Origin of the sequence: Neorhizobium sp. LMR1-1-1.1 (assembly GCF_040675795.1) — a bacterium.
Taxonomy (GTDB): Bacteria; Pseudomonadota; Alphaproteobacteria; order Rhizobiales; family Rhizobiaceae; genus Neorhizobium; species Neorhizobium cellulosilyticum.
The window spans coordinates 47128-65657 of the sequence record NZ_JBEGHE010000001.1 but is presented as its reverse complement, the minus strand read 5'-3'; the positions used below and the strand labels follow the sequence as shown (position 1 = coordinate 65657).

The following is an 18530-nucleotide window of genomic DNA, read 5'->3' as shown; positions in this document are numbered from 1 at the left end:
GATCATCAGCGTTCCTCCATGTCCGACCAGTTGGTGCGCGCACGAACCATCATCAGAACGAAGGAGAGCGCGATGATGACGAAGAAGAAGACAACCGCCATGGCCGAGCCGTAACCGATGTCATAGTAGGAGAAGGCGGTGTTGTAGAGATAGATGTTGATCGTCTCCGAAGCCGTACCCGGCCCGCCCTGCGTCATCGCATAGATGATGTCAAAGCTTTTGACCGCATCGATACTACGGATAATGACACCAATCATCAGGAAGGGCGCGATCATCGGCAGCGTCAGGTAGCGGAACTTCTGCCAGGCATTGGCGCCGTCGATCTCGGCGCTCTCATAGGGTTCGCGCGGAACGGCAGCCAGACCGCCGAGAACGATCAGCATGATCAGCGGCGTCCATTGCCAGGTCTCCACCAGAACCAGTGCCGGAATGACGGTCGACTGGTTGTAGATCCATTCCTGCGCGCCGATGCCGACCAGCGACAGAAGATAGTTGAGCACACCGAGCTGCGGGTGGAACATCATCGTCCAGACAAGCGCGATAGCCACCGGCGTCGCCATCATCGGCATGACGAAGACCCCGCGCAGGAAGCCGCGCAACGGGAATTCACCGTCGAAGATCAGGGCTGCGAGCGTTCCGAGGATCAGCGGCGCGATAACCGACAGCGCCGTATAGACCAACGTATGCCACATGGATTCCCAGAACCGCATGTCGCCGGCAAGCCGGATGTAGTTGTCCAGGCCTGCAAATGTCTGCTCCTGCCCGAGCGTCCATGAATTGACGCTCATCCAGAGGGTAAACACCCAGGGGAAAACGATGACCGCGCCGATGACCACCAGGGCGGGCACCACAAAGGGCCAGTAGTTGGGAGCAAGCCTTTGCGGCTTGCCCCCCTTTGCGGCCAGATCCCTGGCCGCGGTGGGTTCTATGGTCACGGACGCCATTATCCCTCGCTTCGGGCAAGCACCGGCTCGAATTGAGCGGTTGCCGATTCCAGTTCCTTCGCGGGATCGGCACCGCCGATCATGTTGGTGAGGCCCACCCCGTAAATGTCGCGGAATTCCGTGACCGGGATGATGACCGGGAGCGCGAGCTGCGAGATCTTGCCGGAGGCAACGACCGCATCCACCCATGCTGCCGGCATCTTCACGCCTTCACGTACCTTTGCGTCCTCGAGGATCGACTGACGGAACGGCACGCCGGCACCGGCCTGCAACAGGCGGGCACCCATTTCATGGGAAATCGCCCACTGGCAGAAGAGGTAGGCGGCTTCCTTGTTCTTGCTGGCAGCGGTCACACCGATACCGTCACCGGTCGTCGCTGCAGCCTGAGCCTTCGGGCCTGCCGGCATCACGCCGTAACCGACCTTGCCGACGACACGCGACTTCTGCGGATCTTCGATCGGCGGTGCGAAACCGACGCCATCGAACCACATGCCGATCTTGCCCTGCAGGAATGCAGACTGTGCTTCGGCCCAGTTGAAGCCCGAAACACCGACCGGCGCCGACTTGGACATCAGCCGCTGATAGAGCTTGGCCGCCTCGACAGCACCTTCCGATGTCGTATTGAGCTTGCCGCTGGCATCAATCGGAGTTGCACCGTAACCCAGCATGAACGAGGTCCAGACCGGCGTATTGGCATTCTTCAGGCCGCGGGCAACAAAACCGTAGGTGCCTTCGGACTTGTCGGTCAGCGCTTCGGCAGCGGTCACCATTTCATCAAAGGTCGTCGGATATTTCAGGCCCTTCTTTTCGAAGAGTTCCTTGTTCCAGTAGACGATCCAGTAATCCACCGAGAATGGCAGCGTGCGCAGCTTGCCATCGGCATCCTTGGCGAATTTCAGCGCAGCTTCGGCGAAATCGCCCTCGACCAGCGACGGATCGGTGAGCGACGGGTCCTTGAAGTAACCGGAAAGGTCAGCCAGCCAGCCGCCCTTTTCGAACTGCCGCTTCTGCACGTGATAGCTCAGGTGCACGACGTCGAAGCTCGGGCGACCGGAAGACAGTTCGATCGTCGTCTTCTGGCGCTGCTGCTGTTCAGGCGTCGCCTCGGCATTGACCTTGATACCGGTCAGGGCCTCGAACTCGCTGATATATTTCAGGATGGTCTCGCCGCGCGGGCTCTTGACCAGGTTCACTTCCAGCGTGGTGCCGGCAAAGCGCTTCCAGTCGACGGCGGCGGATGCCGGCCGCGATCCGATCAGCCCGGCGGCGCCAAGGGCTGCCGATCCCGCCAGAAAACTCCGGCGTGTCGGTGTAAAGAACGAAGATGTCATATATTCCTCCTCCAGGTTTCGCCGGGGTCTCCTCACCCCGGCTTCGCGTGTATTTAAAGTCTCAAGGCACGATCCCTTGCATGGCCGATATGCTTGACGAGCGCCTCGACGGCACCGTCGGCAGAACGACACTTGATTGCTTCGAGCACGGCCATATGCTCGCCCATGACGGGTGCGACACGGCCGTTGATACGGAAACGTTCCTGATTGATCAGGCGCATCTTGATCGAGTTGACCCGATAGACGTTCCAGATGATGGCATTGTCGAGTGCAGCGACGAAGGCATCATGCATGCCCCAGTCGACAGCCTGCGCATGAGCATCGAGTTCGGGCGTTTCATTGCCCGCAGCGATGGCATCCGAGATTTCCCGGTGTTGCCGGATAAGTTTTTCCACCGCGTCATCCGAAGCCGTCTGGACGAACAGCGCAACCGCTTCCTTCTCGAGGAAAAGACGCAGCTGAAAGGCTTCGCGGATCAGGTTCAGGTCGATATGGGCAATCTGCAGACCGCGCTGGGGCACGGTCTTGATCAGCCCCTCTGCCTCCAGCCGCGGTATAAGTTCGCGGATGGCGCCGAGTGTCAGCCCGGTCAGCTCGACCAGATGACGTTGGGAAACGAACTGCCCCGGGCGCACGTCGCGCGCCAGAAGGTGCCGGGTAAAGCTCTCATAAGCCTTTTCCCTGAGCGTCGGCTCTTCCGTCTGCTGGTCGTGGCGCTGGTCTATCATCGTCCTGTTCCTGGCATTTGCCCATACGGCCTCAGGCCGCTTTCGTCCGGAACAGGCCGTCGAAGACAAGGCCGAGCTGCTTCTGTCCGTCCTTCGATATAGAAAGCAGCGGAGCGCGAACCGCAAGCCAGTTTTCGTCACCAAGCTGACGCGCCACCATGGCCTTCACCGCCGGCGTGACCGGGTATTTCAAAAGCTCGGCAACGAAATCCACCACGCGGACATCGTCGCGACCTTCATTGGCCATCGCGCCGACCTCTTGCGGGGCGAAATTCGCCATGCCGGAGATTGCACCCTGCCCACCCAAGCGGACACCCTCTGCCAGATGACGCTCGTCGCCGATCAGGATGATCAGGTCCGAATGCGCCTTGAGCAGTTCCTGCGTGTAAGGCCAGTCGCCGGAAGAATCCTTGACGCCCGTCACGATGCCCGGGAAAGCCTGCTTCAATCGGCCGACAAGCGAAACGCTGAGCGGCACCATTGTGACAGACGGAATGTTGTAGACGATGATATCGCGCGCCAGCTTGCCGAGATCCTTGAAGACTTTGGCATACCAGCCGAAAAGCCCGTCATCGCTGACATTCTTGAAGTAGGACGGCGGCGCCAGAAGGATGTTGCGAACGCCTCGCGAGAGCGCCTGCGACGATTGAAGCGCCGCGTCTTCGGCAGCATCCACCAGAACGCCGACAACGATCTGCTCGGGCGCGATACCCGCATCGATAAAGGCCGCAAGCACGCGTTCGCGCTCCTGCGTGCCGATCGACGAACCTTCGCCGGTCGTGCCGAACAGCGTGCAGCTTGCACAGCCGGCATCGAGGCTGCGCTTGGCCTGCGCGATCATGATGTCGATAAGTATCTCGCCGTCCTCACCAAACGGCGTAGTCAAAGCGACGGAAAGTCCGAAGCGTGTCATTAGTCATCCTCCACTGATTTCTCAACGCTAACGCACTAACATGTCAGTCGTCAATGGAGAATTTTTAACCAGTCAAAACCCGGTTTCGCGGGTGAGATCGCGTGAAGGAAAAGCACGGAAGGATCGGTCGCGATCCGGCATTCAGGAAAAGCCGAAAGGAGGCTGGCGTACCAGCAGAAAACCGGCACGCCATCCAACAAACTTAGAAACCTTCAAGCACGACCTTGCCTCTGGTCTTTCCGCTTTCGATTGCCGCATGCGCCTTCTTCAGATTGGCGGCATTGATCGGTGAAAGCGTCTCGGTCACCGTCGTGCGGATCTTGCCCTCATCGACCAGTTGCGAGACTTCGTTGAGCAGCTTGCCCTGTTCGGCAATGTCGGCGGTCTCGAAAATCGAGCGGGTAAACATCAGCTCCCAGTGAATGGAAACGGCCTTGCGCTTGAAGCCGAGCACATCGAGGCTTTCGGGATCGTCGATCAACCCGAACCGCCCCTGCGGCGCGATCAGCTCGATCACCTCCTTCAGGTGCCGATGGGTTTCTGTCGTGGAAAACACGAAGGCGGGCGCACCGATCCCAAGCGCTTCGACCTGCTCTGCGATCGGCTTCGAATGGTCGATCACATGATGAGCGCCGAGCGCCTTCACCCATTCCTGTGTTTCCGGCCGCGATGCGGTGGCGATCACCGTCACATCGCTCAGCGCCCGTACGAGCTGGATGGCGATCGAGCCGACACCGCCGGCACCGCCGATGATGACGATCGCATTGGCCGCACCCGGCACCGGCTTGCCGATATCCAGCCGGTCGAACAGCATTTCCCAGGCCGTGATCGCCGTCAGCGGAAGGGCCGCGGCCTCGGCATTGGAAAGGGTCTTCGGCTTCCGCCCCACGATGCGCTCATCGACCAGATGAAACTGGCTGTTGGCCCCGGGGCGGATCAGCGAACCGGCATAAAACACCTCGTCGCCGATCTTGAAATTCGTCGCATCGGGTCCGGCCTCCACCACCTTGCCGACCGCATCCCAACCGAGAATTTTCCACTCACCCGCTTCCGGAGAAACGCCTTTGCGAACCTTAGTATCGACCGGATTGACGGAAATCGCTTCGACCTCGACGAGAATATCCCGGCCCTTCGGCACCGGCCGGGGAAGCTCGATGTCCTTTAACGCCTCGTCGCGCTCGATTGCGCCCGCTTCTCTGTAACCGATGGCCTTCATGATCTGCTCCTTTTGATGACGAATGCGGTGTCGATTGATGTGTCACCAAAATGGGCTATATTCAAAAGCGTGCAATACGCACAAAAAAAGCACGTAGTATCAAAAAGGATACTGTTATGGCCAAGGCTCGCCACTCCCGTTTCGATTGCTCTCCCGGCTGCTCGGTGGAAGCGGCAATTGGTCTCATCGATGGCAAGTGGAAGTCCGTCGTGCTGTACCATCTTCTGTCGGGAACCCTGCGCTTCAACGAAATCCGCAGGCATATCGTCAATGTAACCCCGCGCATGCTGACAAACCAGTTGCGCGAGTTGGAAGACGATGGCCTGATCGAGCGCAAGGTCTATGCCCAGGTGCCCCCGAAGGTGGAATACAGCCTGTCCGAACTCGGCCGCAGCATGGAACCGATCCTGCTTGCGCTAAAGCTCTGGGGCGACGCCAATATCGGCCTCTATGGCAAGCCGCGCGGCATGGAGCCGCGCGAGCCCAAGACGGACGATATCGCCGCATAACCCCTGACACGCATCAGCCAGGATCGATGCTCATCAATCTGATCTGTTCGGCCTCGTCGAAACGGAGCAAGCCGCCATTCCGGTTGCGCTTCACCCGTTCGACATGCGCACGCGGGCTGACCCCGAAGACACGCTTGAACATGCGTGAGAAATAATAGGGATCGCCGTAACCGACGTCCGCCGCCGCATTGGCAACCGGCATCCCCGCCTCCAGCAGATGCATGGCGCGCTCCATGCGCTTCTGCTCCTGGTATTTGCGCGGCGTGTGGCCTACCCGCTTCTTGAACTCGCGCAGAAAATAGTCAGCATTGAAGGGCGAGGCATCGACTGCCTGTTCCGCGATATCCGGATCGAGAGGATTGGCCGAGATCATCGCCGCAGCCTTCATTACCGCCAGATCAAGGGCGTCGGTTCCTTCGGTCTGATATGTCGCACTGTCGTTCCAGCCGATGAACGCGTCCTCGATATAGGCGATCAGCAGATACATGAAGAGATGATGCTGGCTGAGCGTCAGGGAAGAAGGCGGCGCCGTCTGGCGATATTGTCGCACCAGCGGCTCCAGTAGCGGCCACTTCTTAAGCCGGACATGAGGTCGCAGTTGCATCTGCGCAATCAGGTCATGCTTGCCGTAGATGTCCAAGGAGAAATGCTGGGCAATTCCCCTATAGATTGTCGTTCCGCGGTTCCAGCCGCGAAAGCGCTGCCCACGCCGGATAAGCATTGCGTCACCAGGCTCCATCACCCGGCGTTCCCCCTCGATGACATAGTGGCCGCAGCCTTCCAGGCAGATGACGAAATCTTCGACGGGGTTTGTCTTGTCAATGCGCCACGTCTTGGAATGCTCCATCTTGATCGTCGCTCGAGTGAGTTTCAACGACAGCGCAGAGGGCGCGATGCTGGAGAGAATTCCACCTTCGATTTCGTCCATCTTTTTTTCCGTGTTTGTTCATTCATTCTCGACTGAAAATGAAATTATGTCACGCTAAATACTGGAGGGGGAACAGAATTGATGAATGTTCAGTCTTTCAGCTAAGCCACTGACGCATAACAGCCTTGCACCTATTGGCTGGAGGAGGAATTTGATTTGCACAAAAATGTATTTCTCATAACCGGGTGTGATTTGCCCGTTGGAGGCGCCTCATGAGGTCTCAGCGCTTCCTGGGATATGCCTATCTGACCCCATATTTGATTGGCCTCGTCATATTCACGGCCATCCCTTTTTTGACTTCGCTTTATCTGAGCTTCACCAGCTACGACCTGATGAGCAGCCCGCAATGGACCGGGCTGTCGAACTATGAGCGCCTTTTCACCCGCGACCGGACTTTCGACAAGTCGCTGACTGTCACGCTTATTTACGTATTTTCCACCGTGCCGCTGAAGCTTGCCTTCGCGCTCTTCATCGCCGCCATACTCAACTACAAGCTTAAATTCATTAATTTCTTCCGGACGGCTTTTTATGTCCCGTCCATCCTCGGCGGATCGATCGCCATCGCCGTTCTGTGGCGTTACCTCTTCTCGGCCGAAGGCCTCGTCAACATGGCGATCGGCGCTGTCGGCTTTGCGCCGGTAGACTGGTTCGGCGATCCGACAAATGCACTTTTCACCATCACGCTTCTGCGCTGCTGGCAGTTCGGTTCGGCCATGGTGATCTTCCTTGCCGCCCTCCAGTCGATCGACAAGTCGCTTTATGAAGCGGCCTCGATAGATGGCGCCGGCAAGGTCACGACCTTCTTCTTCGTAACACTGCCGCTGCTGACACCGGTCATTTTCTTCAACCTCGTCATGCAGATGGTCCAGGCATTCCAGGAGTTCAACGGCCCTTACATCATCACGCAAGGCGGCCCGCTGAAATCCACCTATCTCCTGCCCCTCTACATCTACGAGGAGGCCTTCAAGAAGTTCAACATGGGCTACGCCTCGGCGATCGCCTGGGTGCTCTTCGCCATCATCATGATCCTCACCATCGTGGCCTTCTGGTCCTCGAAGAAGTGGGTCTACTACGCCGGCGACAAGAGGAGCTGAGCCATGGCCGATATTACTATGCCCAAAACTGCGGCCCGCATCTCGGATGAAGCAGCAGCAGCAAAACGCGCCCGCATGGACCTGATCTCTGCGGTCGTCCGTTACTCGCTGCTCTTCGGTGTCGGCTTCCTGATGCTCTACCCGCTGATCTGGCTGGTCGGTGCAAGCTTCAAGACCAATTCGGAGATCTTTGCCGGCGCCGGTTTCCTGCCGGAAAGCCCGACAGTCGAAGGTTATGTCCAAGGCTGGCAGACCTCGACGCCCTATACATTCGGCCGGTTCTTCTGGAATTCGTTCCTGATCATCCTGCCAAAGGTCATCGGCACGGCCATCTCCTGCACGATGGTGGCCTACGCCTTTGCCCGCTTCGAGTTCCCGCTGAAGAAGATCCTGTTCGGATCGGTCATCGCCGTCCTGCTTCTGCCGAACGTCGTCACCCGCATTCCGCAATACATCCTCTTCAGGGATCTCGGCTGGCTGGATAGCTTCCTGCCGCTCTGGGTACCGTCCGCACTCGCCGGTGATGCCTTCTTCGTCTTCATGCTGGTGCAGTTCCTGCGCTCGCTGCCGACGGACATGGAGGAAGCCGCCCGTGTCGATGGCGCAAACAGCCTGCAGACGCTGATCTTCATCGTCGTTCCCATGCTCGGGCCCGCGCTGGTCTCGGTCTGCCTGTTCCAGTTCATGTGGACGATGAACGACTTCCTCGGACCGCTGATCTACATCTCGTCCGTCGACAAATATCCGGTGAGCCTCGCGCTCAAACTCTCAATCGATACAACCGAAGCCTTCGAATGGAACCGCATCCTGGCGATGTCGGTACTCACCATCACCCCGGCGCTTGTCGTGTTCTTCGCGGCGCAACGGTACTTCATCGAAGGAATCTCTGCGGGAGGCAGAAAGGGCTGACATGGCACAGGTACAACTGAAAAACCTCGAGAAAGTCTACAACAAGACCAACAAGGTCGTTCACGGCATCGATCTCGATATCAAGGACGGCGAGTTCATGGTCCTGGTCGGCCCGTCAGGCTGCGCCAAATCGACGACACTGCGCATGGTCGCCGGCCTCGAAGACATTACTGCTGGTGACGTCATCATCGGCGGAGAGCGCGTCAATGATCTCTCGCCAAGCAAACGGCAGATCGCCATGGTGTTCCAGAACTATGCGCTCTATCCGCATATGAAGGTGCGCGGCAATCTCTCCTTCGGCCTGCGCATCGCCGGTCGTCCGAAGGCGGAAATCGCCGCCGCAGTCGATAAGGTCGCGGAAATCCTTGAAATCGAACCGTTGCTCGATCGCCTGCCGAAACAGCTTTCGGGCGGCCAGGCCCAGCGCGTCGCGCTCGGCCGCGCATTGATCAAGAACCCCGGCGTCTTCCTCTTCGACGAACCGTTGTCGAACCTCGACGCCAAGCTGCGCGCCTCTATGCGCGTCCGCATTACCGACCTGCACCGCCAACTGAAGGCGGAAGGCAGCTCGCCGACCGTCATCTACGTCACCCACGACCAGACGGAGGCAATGACCATGGGCGACCGCATCTGCGTCATGCAGGCCGGTCACATCATGCAGGTCGCCACCCCGAAGGAACTCTATAACGCTCCGGCCAATCTTTTCGTCGCAGGCTTCATCGGTACGCCGGAAATGAACCTCGTCGAAGGTGCGATGGAAGGCGGAGAGTTCATCATGGGCAGCCAGCGCCTGGCGCTCGGCAGCGATCTCGCAGGCCGGCTTTCCAGTCAGCCCGGCAACGCCGTTCTCGGCATCCGCCCGCAGCAGTTCTCACTGGTCTCGGAAGGACCGGCGCTGCAGGCAAAACTCGTGAATGCCGAGTTCATGGGCCACGAAGTCTACATGCATGCGGATTGCGAAGGCCGCAGGCTGGTGAGCGTGGTGGGTGCTGCAGAATTCGAGGCAAGGGGACAATCCGACGTGATCCGCCTGCGCCCCGACCCGAAGACATTGCACGTTTTCGACAAGTCAGATGGCCGCAACGTTTCGCTGCATGGAGGCAGCATTGCGGCGTAACAATTTAAAGCCAATTTGAGGAGGCACACATGAAAAGCATACTGAAATCATCCGTCTTTCTTGCAGGAGCAGCCCTTGCGGTCATCGCAATGGCACCTTCGGCGAGTGCTGCGGAACTGCGCATGTCGTGGTGGGGTGGTGAAAGCCGCCACGTCGCAACGCAGAAGGCGATTGCCGCCTGCGGCGCTAAATATGGACACACCGTGAAGGGCGAGTTCACCGGTTTCGACGGTTATCTGGAAAAGCTGACGACCCAGATGGCAGGCAAGACGGAAGCCGACATCATCCAGGTCAATTGGCCGTGGCTGCCGCTGTTCTCCAAGGACGGCAAGGGCTTTGCCGATCTGCGCACTCTGAAGGGTCTCGACCTTTCGAACTGGACCGAAGCCGATCTGGCGTCGGGTTCCACGAACGGTGTGCTGCAGGGCCTTTCGGTCTCCACCAGCGGCCGCGTCTTCTTCTTCAACACGACGACGCTCGAGAAAGCCGGCGTAGCCGTTCCGACCACCTGGGACGAATTCTTCGCCATGACCAAGACGGTCAAGGAAAAGCTCGGTCCGGATTACTACACCTTCAACGCGGTCAAGGAGACGGCGCATCTTCTGATGACACTGGCCGTAACCCAGGCCACCGGCAAGGGCATGGTTGATCCGAAGACCAACCGTGTAGCCTGGACACCTGAAGAACTGGCAGCCGGCATCGACTTCCTCGGCAAGCTGGTAGAAACCGGCGCGATCCGCTCGCAGAAGCAAGAAGCAGCCGATGGTAACGTCAACCTCTTCGAAAAGCCGGCTTGGTCGGAAGGCAAGATCGCAGGTTCCTACGAATGGGATTCGACCTATTCGAAATATGCCGATCCGCTGAAAGACGGCCAGGTCCTGAAGCCGGTACCGATGCTGAAGATGACCAATGGCAAGAGCGAAGGCGTCTTCCGCAAGCCGTCGATGGTCTTCTCCATCTCGAAGAACTCGAAGAACCCGGAAGCAGCAGCACAGATCACCAATTGCTTGCTGAATGAACCGGAAGGCATCGACATTCTCGGCACGTCGCGTGGCATTCCGGCCTCCAAGGCCGCCATGGCAAGACTGACCAATGCCGGCGAACCGGAAGTCCGCGCCGCCAACGCAATCGTCATGGCCTCCGAAGGCCCGACGATTTCGCCCTTCGACGAAAACCCGGTCATCCGCGGCATCATCATCGATACGCTCGAAGAATATGCCTACGAGCAAATCGACTCCAAGGACGCCGCCGAGCAGATCATCGATGGCGTGAACGACGCCCTGAAGAAGTTCGACTAAGCGCGAACGGAACTCTCCACCCGGCCTGATCGCAGGCCGGGTGGTGCATAAATCAAGAGAGAAACGATGAACAAAGCCATTTCAGTTGCGATCTCCGCACGGATCGCGGCCATAAGGCTGGCTGTGCCTGGCGCACGTCATGCCCTGCCGCAGCCGTTAGCCTGGCGCTTGTTGCGCAATGGGGAAAGCGACCCCGTACAGCAGGGAACGGCAACTACCGTGGTGACCCTCCTTGATGCCCTTTATCCCGCCACGGATTACCGTTTCGAGGCGGAAGGCTTCGAACCTCTTTCATTCCGGACCCGCGATTGCGCAGGCCTTGTCCGGGCAGCCGATTACGGGCTTGTTCAGAATACCGATCTGTCCGACCTTGCCGCAGCGCGCACCAATGCCGAAGCCCTCGCAAAGGCCTTAGCGGACACCCCCCTGGGCGGCACGCTCTATATTGCCCCCGGCACATGGACAGCCTTCCCCTTAAAGCTGCGAAGCGACCTGACCCTGCATCTCGCGGAAGGTGCGGTACTCCGCGCCCCGAGCGCCCGCGAAGGCTGGCCGATCCTCCCGGCACGCGCTGACGACGGCCGCATGCTGGGCAGCTGGGAAGGACTTCCCGATGCCTGCTTTGCAGCCCCGGTACATGCCATCGGTGCGGAACGTCTGACGATCGAAGGCAAAGGCGTCCTCGACGGCTCCGGCAACGCCGGCGACTGGTGGACATGGCCGAAGGAAACCCGCGACGGCGCACGCCGTCCGCGCGGCCTTCACCTGGTCGACTGCAAGCAAACCCTTCTTCTCGGCTTCACCATTCGCAATGCTCCCTCATGGACCGTCCACCCGCAGGGCTGTGACGGACTGGCGGCGGTCGCACTGCACATCCAGGCACCCCATGACAGCCCCAATACCGACGGTTTCGATCCCGAAGGCTGCCGCAATGTGACGGTCGAAGGCGTACGCTTTTCCGTCGGCGACGATTGCATCGCCATCAAGGCCGGCAAGCGCGGTAACAACGGCGAGGCGGACCACCTGAGCGAAACCCGCGGCGTCGAAATCCGTCATTGCCTGATGGAACGCGGCCATGGCGGCGTGGTCATCGGCTCGGAAATGTCCGGCGGCGTTCACGATGTAACCGTCGAGGATTGCGACATGGTCGGCACCGACCGCGGCCTGCGGATCAAGACCCGCCGCGGTCGTGGCGGCGGTATCAGCAATATCATCATGCGTCGGGTGAAGATGGACGGCGTGCTGGTGACGCTTTCGGCCAACGTTCATTATTTCTGCGATGCCGATGGCCATGACGACTGGGTTCAGTCACGTGAGCCCGCACCGGTCGTCGAAGGAACGCCCTATGTCGACGGCATTTTGGTCGAGGACGTCGATGTCTATGGCCTGGCGCTTGCCGCAGGCGTCTTCCTCGGACTGCCGGAAATGCCGGTCCGCAACATCCGCATCCGCGGCTTGCGCATCCATTCCACCGACCCGGCCGCAATAGCGGCACCTCCCATCATGGCCGATGGCGTGCGGGCCATGTGTCACGAACAGATCCTCTGCGAACACGCCGAAATCGACATCGATGACGCGAGCCTGCTCTCCCCCGACCCGATCTCCCTCCCGAACCTACTGGCACCCCGATGAAACCCACCGACTATTTCGACCAATTCTGCACCCGCTACCAGGCCTACAAGAACGGCAACTGGTGCTATGAGGACGGCTGCATCTATCGCGGCCTTGAACTGCTCTTTGAGGCGACCGGCGAGCAACGCTGGCTCGACCATATCCTGCGGCTGATCGATCCCCAGGTCGGCCCGGACGGAAGCCTTGCCGGCTATACTCAGGAAGAGTTCAATATCGACAACGTCCTGCCGGGACGGGCGCTGATCTTCCTCGACCGGCAAACCGGCGATCCCCGCTACATGGCGGCAGCACGCCGCCTGATCGCACAGCTGGATGCGCATCCGCGCATTCCAGCCGGCAACTACTGGCACAAGAAGCGCTATCCCTCCCAGGTCTGGCTGGACGGGCTCTATATGGGCCTGCCCTTCCAGGTCGAATATGCGCTTAAAGTCGGTGAGACGCCGCGGATCACCGATGCCCTGCAGCAATTGGCAACCGCGCTTGCGCTGACCCAGGTCGGCAACGGACTTTATGTCCACGGCTATGACGACAGCCACGCCGAAAAATGGGCTGATCAACTCACCGGCAAATCCCCGGCTGTCTGGTCGCGCGCCGTCGGATGGCTGATCATGGCGCTGGTCGATATCCTCGCGGTTCTTCCCGCGGATCAGGCAACAGCAACGCTGAGAAAACAGACACGCGCGGTTCTTCTGGCACTTGCCGAAAGACAGCAGCCATCCGGCCTCTGGCCGCAGGTGCTGGATGCTCCGGATCTTGCCGGCAATTACGACGAGACCTCTGCCTCGGCCATGTTCGCCTATGCCCTGCTGCGGGCCGAGCGCCTGGATCTGACATCCCCGGAAGAAGCGTCGAAAATCCGCGCCTCCGGCCAGAAGGCGGCAGACGCTTTGGTCGACACGCGGCTTGTCGAAGAAAACGGCGAAGCCAGCCTTGTCGGCATCTGCCAGGTGGCAGGCCTTGGCCCGTTCAATGGCCGCTATCGCGACGGCTCCCCGGCCTATTATCTGGTCGAGGAAGTCGTGGCCGATGACGCCAAGGGGGTAGGCCCCTTCATGATGGCCTATGCGGAAGCCACTCTGGCGATCAGGGCAAAGGCTGCCTGACCATTAATCGGAACAACCTGGCGGCATGCTCGTGCCGCCAGTTCGCTTAGAGATCAAGCAGCCCAGCTGCGCTCCAGAACCGAAATCCAGTTCTCATGACCGATCTTCTTCAGCTCGGCATCGTTGAAACCATGCTTGCGCAGAGCCTCGACCAACAGGGGCAGCCCGGCCGCATCCTTCATTTCCGCCGGAATGGTCGTGCCGTCGAAATCAGAACCGAGCGCCACATGCTCGATGCCGATCCGCTCCGCGATATAGGCAACATGGCGCACCAGAAGATCAATGCTGGTATTCGGGTCCTTCACCCCGTCGTCACGCAGGAACAGCACACCGAAATTGATGCCGGCAAGCCCGCCCGTATCGCGGATTGCGTCGAGCTGGCGGTCGGTGAGATTGCGGCTGTGGTTGCAAAGCGCATGCACGTTGGAATGCGAGGCGACCAGCGGCGCCTTGGAAAGCTTGGCGATCTCCCAGAAACCTGCCTCGTTCATATGCGACAGGTCGATCATGATCTTCAGCTCGTTGCAGGCACGGATCAGGTCGCGACCGGCATCCGTCAGGCCCGGACCGATATCCGGCGATGACGGGTAGCGGAACGGCACACCGTAAGCAAAGACATTCGGCCGGCTCCAGACCGGGCCGAGCGTGCGCAGGCCCGCCTGATGCAGCACGTGAAGTGCATCCAGATCGGCGGCGACCGCTTCCGCTCCCTCGATATGAAAGACCGCGGCAAAACTGCCGGTTTCGATCGACCGGCGAATATCGTCGGCCGTGCGGCATACGGTCACTGCGCCCTGCGAGCGGGCTTCGATATCGAAAAGAAGCCGCGCCATCGCCAGCGTCTCATTCAGCGCATCGGGCTGCAAAGGTGTTGGATAATCCCCGTTCGCGTCCTTCGTCATGCTTGGCGAGGGCACGTAAATAGCGCATAGACCGCCGGCCAGGCCGCCGGCCCTGGCGCGAGGCAGGTCGATATGTCCTGTTTCTTCGCCTTCAATAAAACGCTTTACCGGGTCGTTGCCGCCACCACGTCGCAAGCGGAGAAGCACGTCGTTGTGGCCATCGAAAATCGGGAGAGGATTGTTCAACATTTTCAAAATCGTCCTGCCGGAACCTATCAGTTGTGGCTATCCGTAAGTAGGTGGGGCCGCGGTCGCAAATGCAAACCGCGCATAACCTATTCGAAAAATGGAATTGGTCGGCCCGTAAACGCACTGTTAAGACGCGCGACAAATTGCGGCAAAATCTTGCTGACCCTTCAAATTGTGGGGGTTCAGTTGTTCAATGGGGAATATAGCAATGGTATCCAGACGTAACTTCCTGATCGGCGGCGCAGCACTGCCCTTCCTGTCCTACATCAACCTGGCCGACACCGTTTTCGCGGCCACGCCGAAGGACATCTTGGTTGTTGCCCAGCAGCTCGACAACATGACCAGCCTTGACCCGCATGAGGGTTTTGAGGCCGTCGGTGGCGAGATGATCAGCAACATGTACGAAAAGCTGGTTCGCGCCAACAGCGACAACCCCAATGAAGTCCTCCCGGTCATCGCCGCTTCCTGGGAAGCCGATGCCGACAACAAGGTCTTCACCTTCAAGCTCGGCAACTCCACCTTCGCCTCAGGCGCAGCCGTTACCGCGGACGACGTTGCGTTCTCGCTGCAGCGCGCCATCAAGATGAACAAGAGCCCGGCCTTCATCATCAACCAGTTCGGCTTCACGGCAGAAAATGTCGAAGCCATGATCGTTGCCAAGGACGAAAAGACCGTCACGCTGACGACCGAAAAGCCGACCGCAATCTCCTTCCTGCTGTTCTGCCTCTCGGCAAACATCGGCGCCATCGTCGAGAAGAAGACGGTTCTCGAAAACGAAGTGAACGGCGACCTCGGCAATGCCTGGCTGCAGAAGAACAGCGCCGGCTCCGGTTCGTTCAAGCTTCAGTCCTGGAAGGCTTCCGAAAGCATCGCGCTGACGCTCAACGAGCATGGCCCCTACAAGGGCAACCTCAAGCGCGTCATCATCCGCCACGTCGTCGATCCGTCCTCGCAGATGCTCATGCTGCAGAAGGGTGACGTCGATATCGCACGCGACCTGACCTCCGAGCAGCTGAAGGTTCTGCAGTCCGACGAGAACGTCGTTCTGGTGCGCAAGCAGATCGCATCCCTGATGCTGATCTCGATGAACCAGACAAACCCGAACCTTGCCAAGCCGCAGGTCTGGGAAGCCGTCAAGTGGGCGCTCGACTACGAAGGCATCCAGAAGAACATCATCCCGCTGACGCACGCCGTTCACCAGAGCATGGAACCGGCAGGCTTCCCGGGCACGGTCATGGATACGCCGTTCCAGAAGGATGTCGCCAAGGCCAAGGCGCTGATGGCGGAAGCCGGTCTCGCAGACGGTTTCGACATCACCCTTGATCACTACTCGGCACAGCCGGCTCCGGATATCGCCCAGGCGATCCAGTCGAACCTTGCTGAAATCGGCATCCGCGTAAAACTGCAGTCGGCCGAAAACCGTCAGGTTCTCACCAAGATGCGCGCCCGCCAGCATGAAATGGCGCTGTCCGCATGGGGCACCGACTACTTCGACCCGAACTCCAATGCCGAAGTCTTCTGCATCAACAAGGACAATTCGGACGACGCCAAGAAGAAGCCTTTCGCATGGCGCTCCAGCTTCAAGAACGACGAACTGACCGCCAAGGCGGAAGCCGCTCGTGACGAGAAGGATCCGGCAAAGCGTCTGGAACTCTACGAAGCCCTGCAGCGCGAATTCATGCACAACAGCCCGTTCGCGGTCATGTTCCAGAACACCAAGACCGCAGCTTGCCGCAAGGGCGTTACCGGTTTCCAGATCGGCGTTCTGTCTGAAGGCAACTCCTACCTCGGGACCAACAAGGCGTGAACAGACGTTTTAAAAGCCTTGCAGCAACACTGAGCAGCGTCCTCCTGACGCTGTTCGGTTTGACTGTGCTGACTTTCCTCATCGGCCGGGTCATGCCGGTCGATCCGGTCATTGCCGCCGTTGGCGACAATGCGCCCGAGGATGTCATTCTTCGCGTACGCGCCGAAATGGGCCTTGATCAGCCCATTCCGGTGCAGTTCCTGCATTATCTCTACCAGCTGGCCCACGGCGATTTCGGCATGTCGGTTCTGACCAAGAACCCGGTCGCAACCGATATCGTCCGCTTCTTCCCGGCCACTTTCGAGCTTGCCACCGCAGCCCTGCTTCTCGCAGCGCTGATCGGCATTCCGCTCGGTGTCTGGGCCGCTGTGCGCCAGGGCACGTTCACCGACCAGGCGATCCGCGTCGTCTGCCTCGCCGGCCATTCTGTGCCTGTGTTCATGCTGTCGCTGATCTCGCTTCTGATCTTCTATTCCTGGCTCGACCTCGCCCCGGGTCCCGGCCGCCAGGACATCATTTTTGACGGCATGATCGATACGGTCACCGGCATCCTGACGATCGACACCCTGATCGCCGGCGATTTCGATGCGTTCAAGGATGCGCTTGCGCATATGGCCCAGCCGGTCATCATCCTCGCCTATTTCTCGATGGCCTATATCGCCCGCATGACGCGCGCCTTCATGATCGACGCATTGAAGGGCGAATACGTCATCACCGCCCGCGCAAAGGGCCTGTCGTTGACCAAGGTCATCTGGGGCCACGCCTTCCCGACGGTTGCAGTGCAGCTCGTCACCGTCATGGCGCTGACCTATGCCGGCCTTCTCGAAGGCGCCGTCGTCACCGAGACCGTGTTCTCGTGGCCGGGTATCGGCCAGTATCTGACCGTATCGCTTATGAATGCGGACATGAACCCGGTCGTCGGCACCACGCTGCTGATCGGCCTCATCTATGTCGGCCTCAACCTGATTGCGGACATCCTCTACCGCGTCCTCGATCCACGGGTACAATAATGAACGCCACCTTCCGAAACTGGGCGCTGGACGAAAATCCGTCCTCGCGCCGCCAGGCCGCCTGGGGCAACTGGTACCGTATCTGGCTGAACCTGCGCGGCAACGCGCTTGGCATGATAGGCTTGACCATCATCGCCATTTTCATCGGCATCGCCATCTTCGCGCCGCTGCTTGCCACCCACGATCCGGCAATGCAGGATCTCGGCAACCGCCTTGCGGCTCCGAGCGCGCTGCACTGGTTCGGCACCGATGAACTCGGCCGTGACATCTATTCGCGCCTTCTCTACGGCGGCCGCGTCACGCTGGGCATGGTCATTGCCGTTGTCGTGCTCGTCGCCCCGATCGGTCTCGCCATCGGCTGCATCGCCGGTTATTTCGGCGGTATCGTCGATACGATCCTGATGCGCATCACCGACATCTTCCTCGCCTTCCCGCGCCTCGTTCTGGCCCTCGCCTTCGTTGCCGCACTGAAGCCGGGTGTAGAAAGCGCCATTCTCGCCATCGCGCTGACCGCCTGGCCGCCCTATGCCCGCATGGCCCGCGCCGAAACGCTGACGGTTCGCGGCAGCGACTTCATCGCCGCTTATCGCCTGACCGGTGGCTCCTCCTGGCGCATTATCTTCCGCCACATCATGCCGCTTTGCGTGCCGACGCTGATCGTGCGCGTCACGCTCGACATGTCGTCGATCATCATCACCGCCGCCTCGCTCGGCTTCCTCGGCATGGGCGCACAGCCGCCGTCGCCCGAATGGGGAGCGATGATCGCGACAGCCAAGCGTTTCATCTTCGAACAGTGGTGGGTCGCCGCCATTCCCGGCATTGCCATCTTCTGCGTCTCGCTCGCCTTCAACTTCCTTGGTGATGCATTGCGCGACGTTCTGGATCCGAAGGGGAACTGAC

Annotated in this window: 17 protein-coding genes; 10 read left to right on the top strand and 7 right to left on the bottom strand. The window is 59.7% G+C overall.

The features are described from left to right. Nucleotides 1-5 precede the first annotated feature (5 nt). The 5 genes from MRBLMR1_RS00280 to MRBLMR1_RS00260 all read right to left on the bottom strand — a co-directional run bounded on the left by MRBLMR1_RS00280 (nt 6) and on the right by MRBLMR1_RS00260 (nt 5132). Nucleotides 6-944, bottom strand: a complete 939-nt coding sequence (locus tag MRBLMR1_RS00280) for a carbohydrate ABC transporter permease (RefSeq protein WP_148145206.1) — start codon at nt 942-944, stop codon at nt 6-8. After that, nucleotides 944-2275, bottom strand: a complete 1332-nt coding sequence (locus MRBLMR1_RS00275; protein WP_148145207.1) for an ABC transporter substrate-binding protein — start codon at nt 2273-2275, stop codon at nt 944-946. The genes MRBLMR1_RS00280 and MRBLMR1_RS00275 overlap by 1 nt, the downstream gene beginning before the upstream one ends. A gap of 53 nt (nt 2276-2328) precedes the next feature. Further along, entirely contained in the window at nt 2329-3003 is a 675-nt protein-coding gene (locus MRBLMR1_RS00270) for a GntR family transcriptional regulator (RefSeq protein WP_148145208.1), read from the bottom strand. Between the two features lie 31 nt (nt 3004-3034). Continuing rightward, a complete protein-coding gene (locus MRBLMR1_RS00265; protein WP_148145209.1) occupies nt 3035-3916 on the bottom strand; it encodes a dihydrodipicolinate synthase family protein in 882 nt (293 codons plus the stop codon). A 202-nt stretch (nt 3917-4118) separates the two neighbouring features. Beyond that, entirely contained in the window at nt 4119-5132 is a 1014-nt protein-coding gene (locus MRBLMR1_RS00260; RefSeq protein WP_148145210.1) for a zinc-binding alcohol dehydrogenase family protein, read from the bottom strand. Nucleotides 5133-5248: 116 nt separating this feature from the next. On the opposite strand from MRBLMR1_RS00260, the gene MRBLMR1_RS00255 reads away from it, so the two are divergent. Further along, on the top strand, nt 5249-5641 hold the full coding sequence (locus tag MRBLMR1_RS00255; RefSeq protein ID WP_148145211.1) for a winged helix-turn-helix transcriptional regulator: 393 nt from the start codon (nt 5249-5251) through the stop codon (nt 5639-5641). Nucleotides 5642-5654: 13 nt separating this feature from the next. Here MRBLMR1_RS00255 and MRBLMR1_RS00250 read toward each other — a convergent pair whose 3' ends face one another. Next, nucleotides 5655-6569, bottom strand: a complete 915-nt coding sequence (locus tag MRBLMR1_RS00250; protein WP_148145212.1) for an AraC family transcriptional regulator — start codon at nt 6567-6569, stop codon at nt 5655-5657. Nucleotides 6570-6781: 212 nt separating this feature from the next. Between MRBLMR1_RS00250 and MRBLMR1_RS00245 the strand changes: the two genes are divergently transcribed. The 6 genes from MRBLMR1_RS00245 (at nt 6782) to MRBLMR1_RS00220 (ending at nt 13722) form a co-directional block, all read left to right on the top strand. Continuing rightward, nucleotides 6782-7663: a carbohydrate ABC transporter permease gene (locus tag MRBLMR1_RS00245; RefSeq protein ID WP_148145213.1), complete on the top strand. Its 882-nt coding sequence runs from the start codon at nt 6782-6784 to the stop codon at nt 7661-7663. Between the two features lie 3 nt (nt 7664-7666). Continuing rightward, nucleotides 7667-8572: a carbohydrate ABC transporter permease gene (locus MRBLMR1_RS00240; RefSeq protein ID WP_183685292.1), complete on the top strand. Its 906-nt coding sequence runs from the start codon at nt 7667-7669 to the stop codon at nt 8570-8572. Between the two features lies 1 nt (nt 8573). Then, a complete protein-coding gene (locus MRBLMR1_RS00235; RefSeq protein WP_148145214.1) occupies nt 8574-9689 on the top strand; it encodes a sn-glycerol-3-phosphate ABC transporter ATP-binding protein UgpC in 1116 nt (371 codons plus the stop codon). Nucleotides 9690-9718: 29 nt separating this feature from the next. Beyond that, the gene (locus MRBLMR1_RS00230) at nt 9719-10987 is read left to right on the top strand and encodes an ABC transporter substrate-binding protein (RefSeq protein WP_148145215.1); all 1269 of its coding nucleotides are present in this window, start codon (nt 9719-9721) and stop codon (nt 10985-10987) included. A gap of 66 nt (nt 10988-11053) precedes the next feature. Beyond that, nucleotides 11054-12619 carry a polygalacturonase PglA gene (gene pglA, locus MRBLMR1_RS00225; protein WP_148145216.1) on the top strand — a complete coding sequence of 522 codons (1566 nt, stop codon included), beginning with the start codon at nt 11054-11056 and terminating at the stop codon, nt 12617-12619. Further along, nucleotides 12616-13722 (top strand): glycoside hydrolase family 88 protein, encoded by a 1107-nt coding sequence (locus MRBLMR1_RS00220; protein WP_148145217.1) that lies wholly within the window; start codon nt 12616-12618, stop codon nt 13720-13722. The genes pglA and MRBLMR1_RS00220 overlap by 4 nt, the downstream gene beginning before the upstream one ends. A gap of 53 nt (nt 13723-13775) precedes the next feature. On the opposite strand, the gene MRBLMR1_RS00215 is transcribed toward MRBLMR1_RS00220, so the two are convergent. Beyond that, entirely contained in the window at nt 13776-14813 is a 1038-nt protein-coding gene (locus MRBLMR1_RS00215) for a dipeptidase (protein ID WP_148145218.1), read from the bottom strand. A gap of 208 nt (nt 14814-15021) precedes the next feature. Between MRBLMR1_RS00215 and MRBLMR1_RS00210 the strand changes: the two genes are divergently transcribed. Genes MRBLMR1_RS00210 through MRBLMR1_RS00200 form a run of 3 tightly spaced genes read left to right on the top strand, consistent with a single transcriptional unit; the run spans nt 15022 to nt 18529 of the window. Then, complete coding sequence (locus MRBLMR1_RS00210; protein WP_148145219.1) at nt 15022-16620, top strand: ABC transporter substrate-binding protein; 1599 nt, start codon at nt 15022-15024, stop codon at nt 16618-16620. Beyond that, nucleotides 16617-17630, top strand: coding sequence for an ABC transporter permease (locus MRBLMR1_RS00205; RefSeq protein WP_148145220.1), 1014 nt, complete (start codon nt 16617-16619; stop codon nt 17628-17630). The genes MRBLMR1_RS00210 and MRBLMR1_RS00205 overlap by 4 nt, the downstream gene beginning before the upstream one ends. After that, entirely contained in the window at nt 17627-18529 is a 903-nt protein-coding gene (locus MRBLMR1_RS00200; RefSeq protein ID WP_148145261.1) for an ABC transporter permease, read from the top strand. The genes MRBLMR1_RS00205 and MRBLMR1_RS00200 overlap by 4 nt, the downstream gene beginning before the upstream one ends. The last annotated feature ends 1 nt before the right edge of the window (nt 18530 follow it).

Coding starts and splice junctions, on each gene's coding strand:
- MRBLMR1_RS00280 (WP_148145206.1), bottom strand. CDS start 944: ATGGCGTCCGTGACCATAGAACCCACCGCGGCCAGGGATCTGGCCGCA.
- MRBLMR1_RS00275 (WP_148145207.1), bottom strand. CDS start 2,275: ATGACATCTTCGTTCTTTACACCGACACGCCGGAGTTTTCTGGCGGGA.
- MRBLMR1_RS00270 (WP_148145208.1), bottom strand. CDS start 3,003: ATGATAGACCAGCGCCACGACCAGCAGACGGAAGAGCCGACGCTCAGG.
- MRBLMR1_RS00265 (WP_148145209.1), bottom strand. CDS start 3,916: ATGACACGCTTCGGACTTTCCGTCGCTTTGACTACGCCGTTTGGTGAG.
- MRBLMR1_RS00260 (WP_148145210.1), bottom strand. CDS start 5,132: ATGAAGGCCATCGGTTACAGAGAAGCGGGCGCAATCGAGCGCGACGAG.
- MRBLMR1_RS00255 (WP_148145211.1), top strand. CDS start 5,249: ATGGCCAAGGCTCGCCACTCCCGTTTCGATTGCTCTCCCGGCTGCTCG.
- MRBLMR1_RS00250 (WP_148145212.1), bottom strand. CDS start 6,569: ATGGACGAAATCGAAGGTGGAATTCTCTCCAGCATCGCGCCCTCTGCG.
- MRBLMR1_RS00245 (WP_148145213.1), top strand. CDS start 6,782: ATGAGGTCTCAGCGCTTCCTGGGATATGCCTATCTGACCCCATATTTG.
- MRBLMR1_RS00240 (WP_183685292.1), top strand. CDS start 7,667: ATGGCCGATATTACTATGCCCAAAACTGCGGCCCGCATCTCGGATGAA.
- MRBLMR1_RS00235 (WP_148145214.1), top strand. CDS start 8,574: ATGGCACAGGTACAACTGAAAAACCTCGAGAAAGTCTACAACAAGACC.
- MRBLMR1_RS00230 (WP_148145215.1), top strand. CDS start 9,719: ATGAAAAGCATACTGAAATCATCCGTCTTTCTTGCAGGAGCAGCCCTT.
- pglA (WP_148145216.1), top strand. CDS start 11,054: ATGAACAAAGCCATTTCAGTTGCGATCTCCGCACGGATCGCGGCCATA.
- MRBLMR1_RS00220 (WP_148145217.1), top strand. CDS start 12,616: ATGAAACCCACCGACTATTTCGACCAATTCTGCACCCGCTACCAGGCC.
- MRBLMR1_RS00215 (WP_148145218.1), bottom strand. CDS start 14,813: ATGTTGAACAATCCTCTCCCGATTTTCGATGGCCACAACGACGTGCTT.
- MRBLMR1_RS00210 (WP_148145219.1), top strand. CDS start 15,022: ATGGTATCCAGACGTAACTTCCTGATCGGCGGCGCAGCACTGCCCTTC.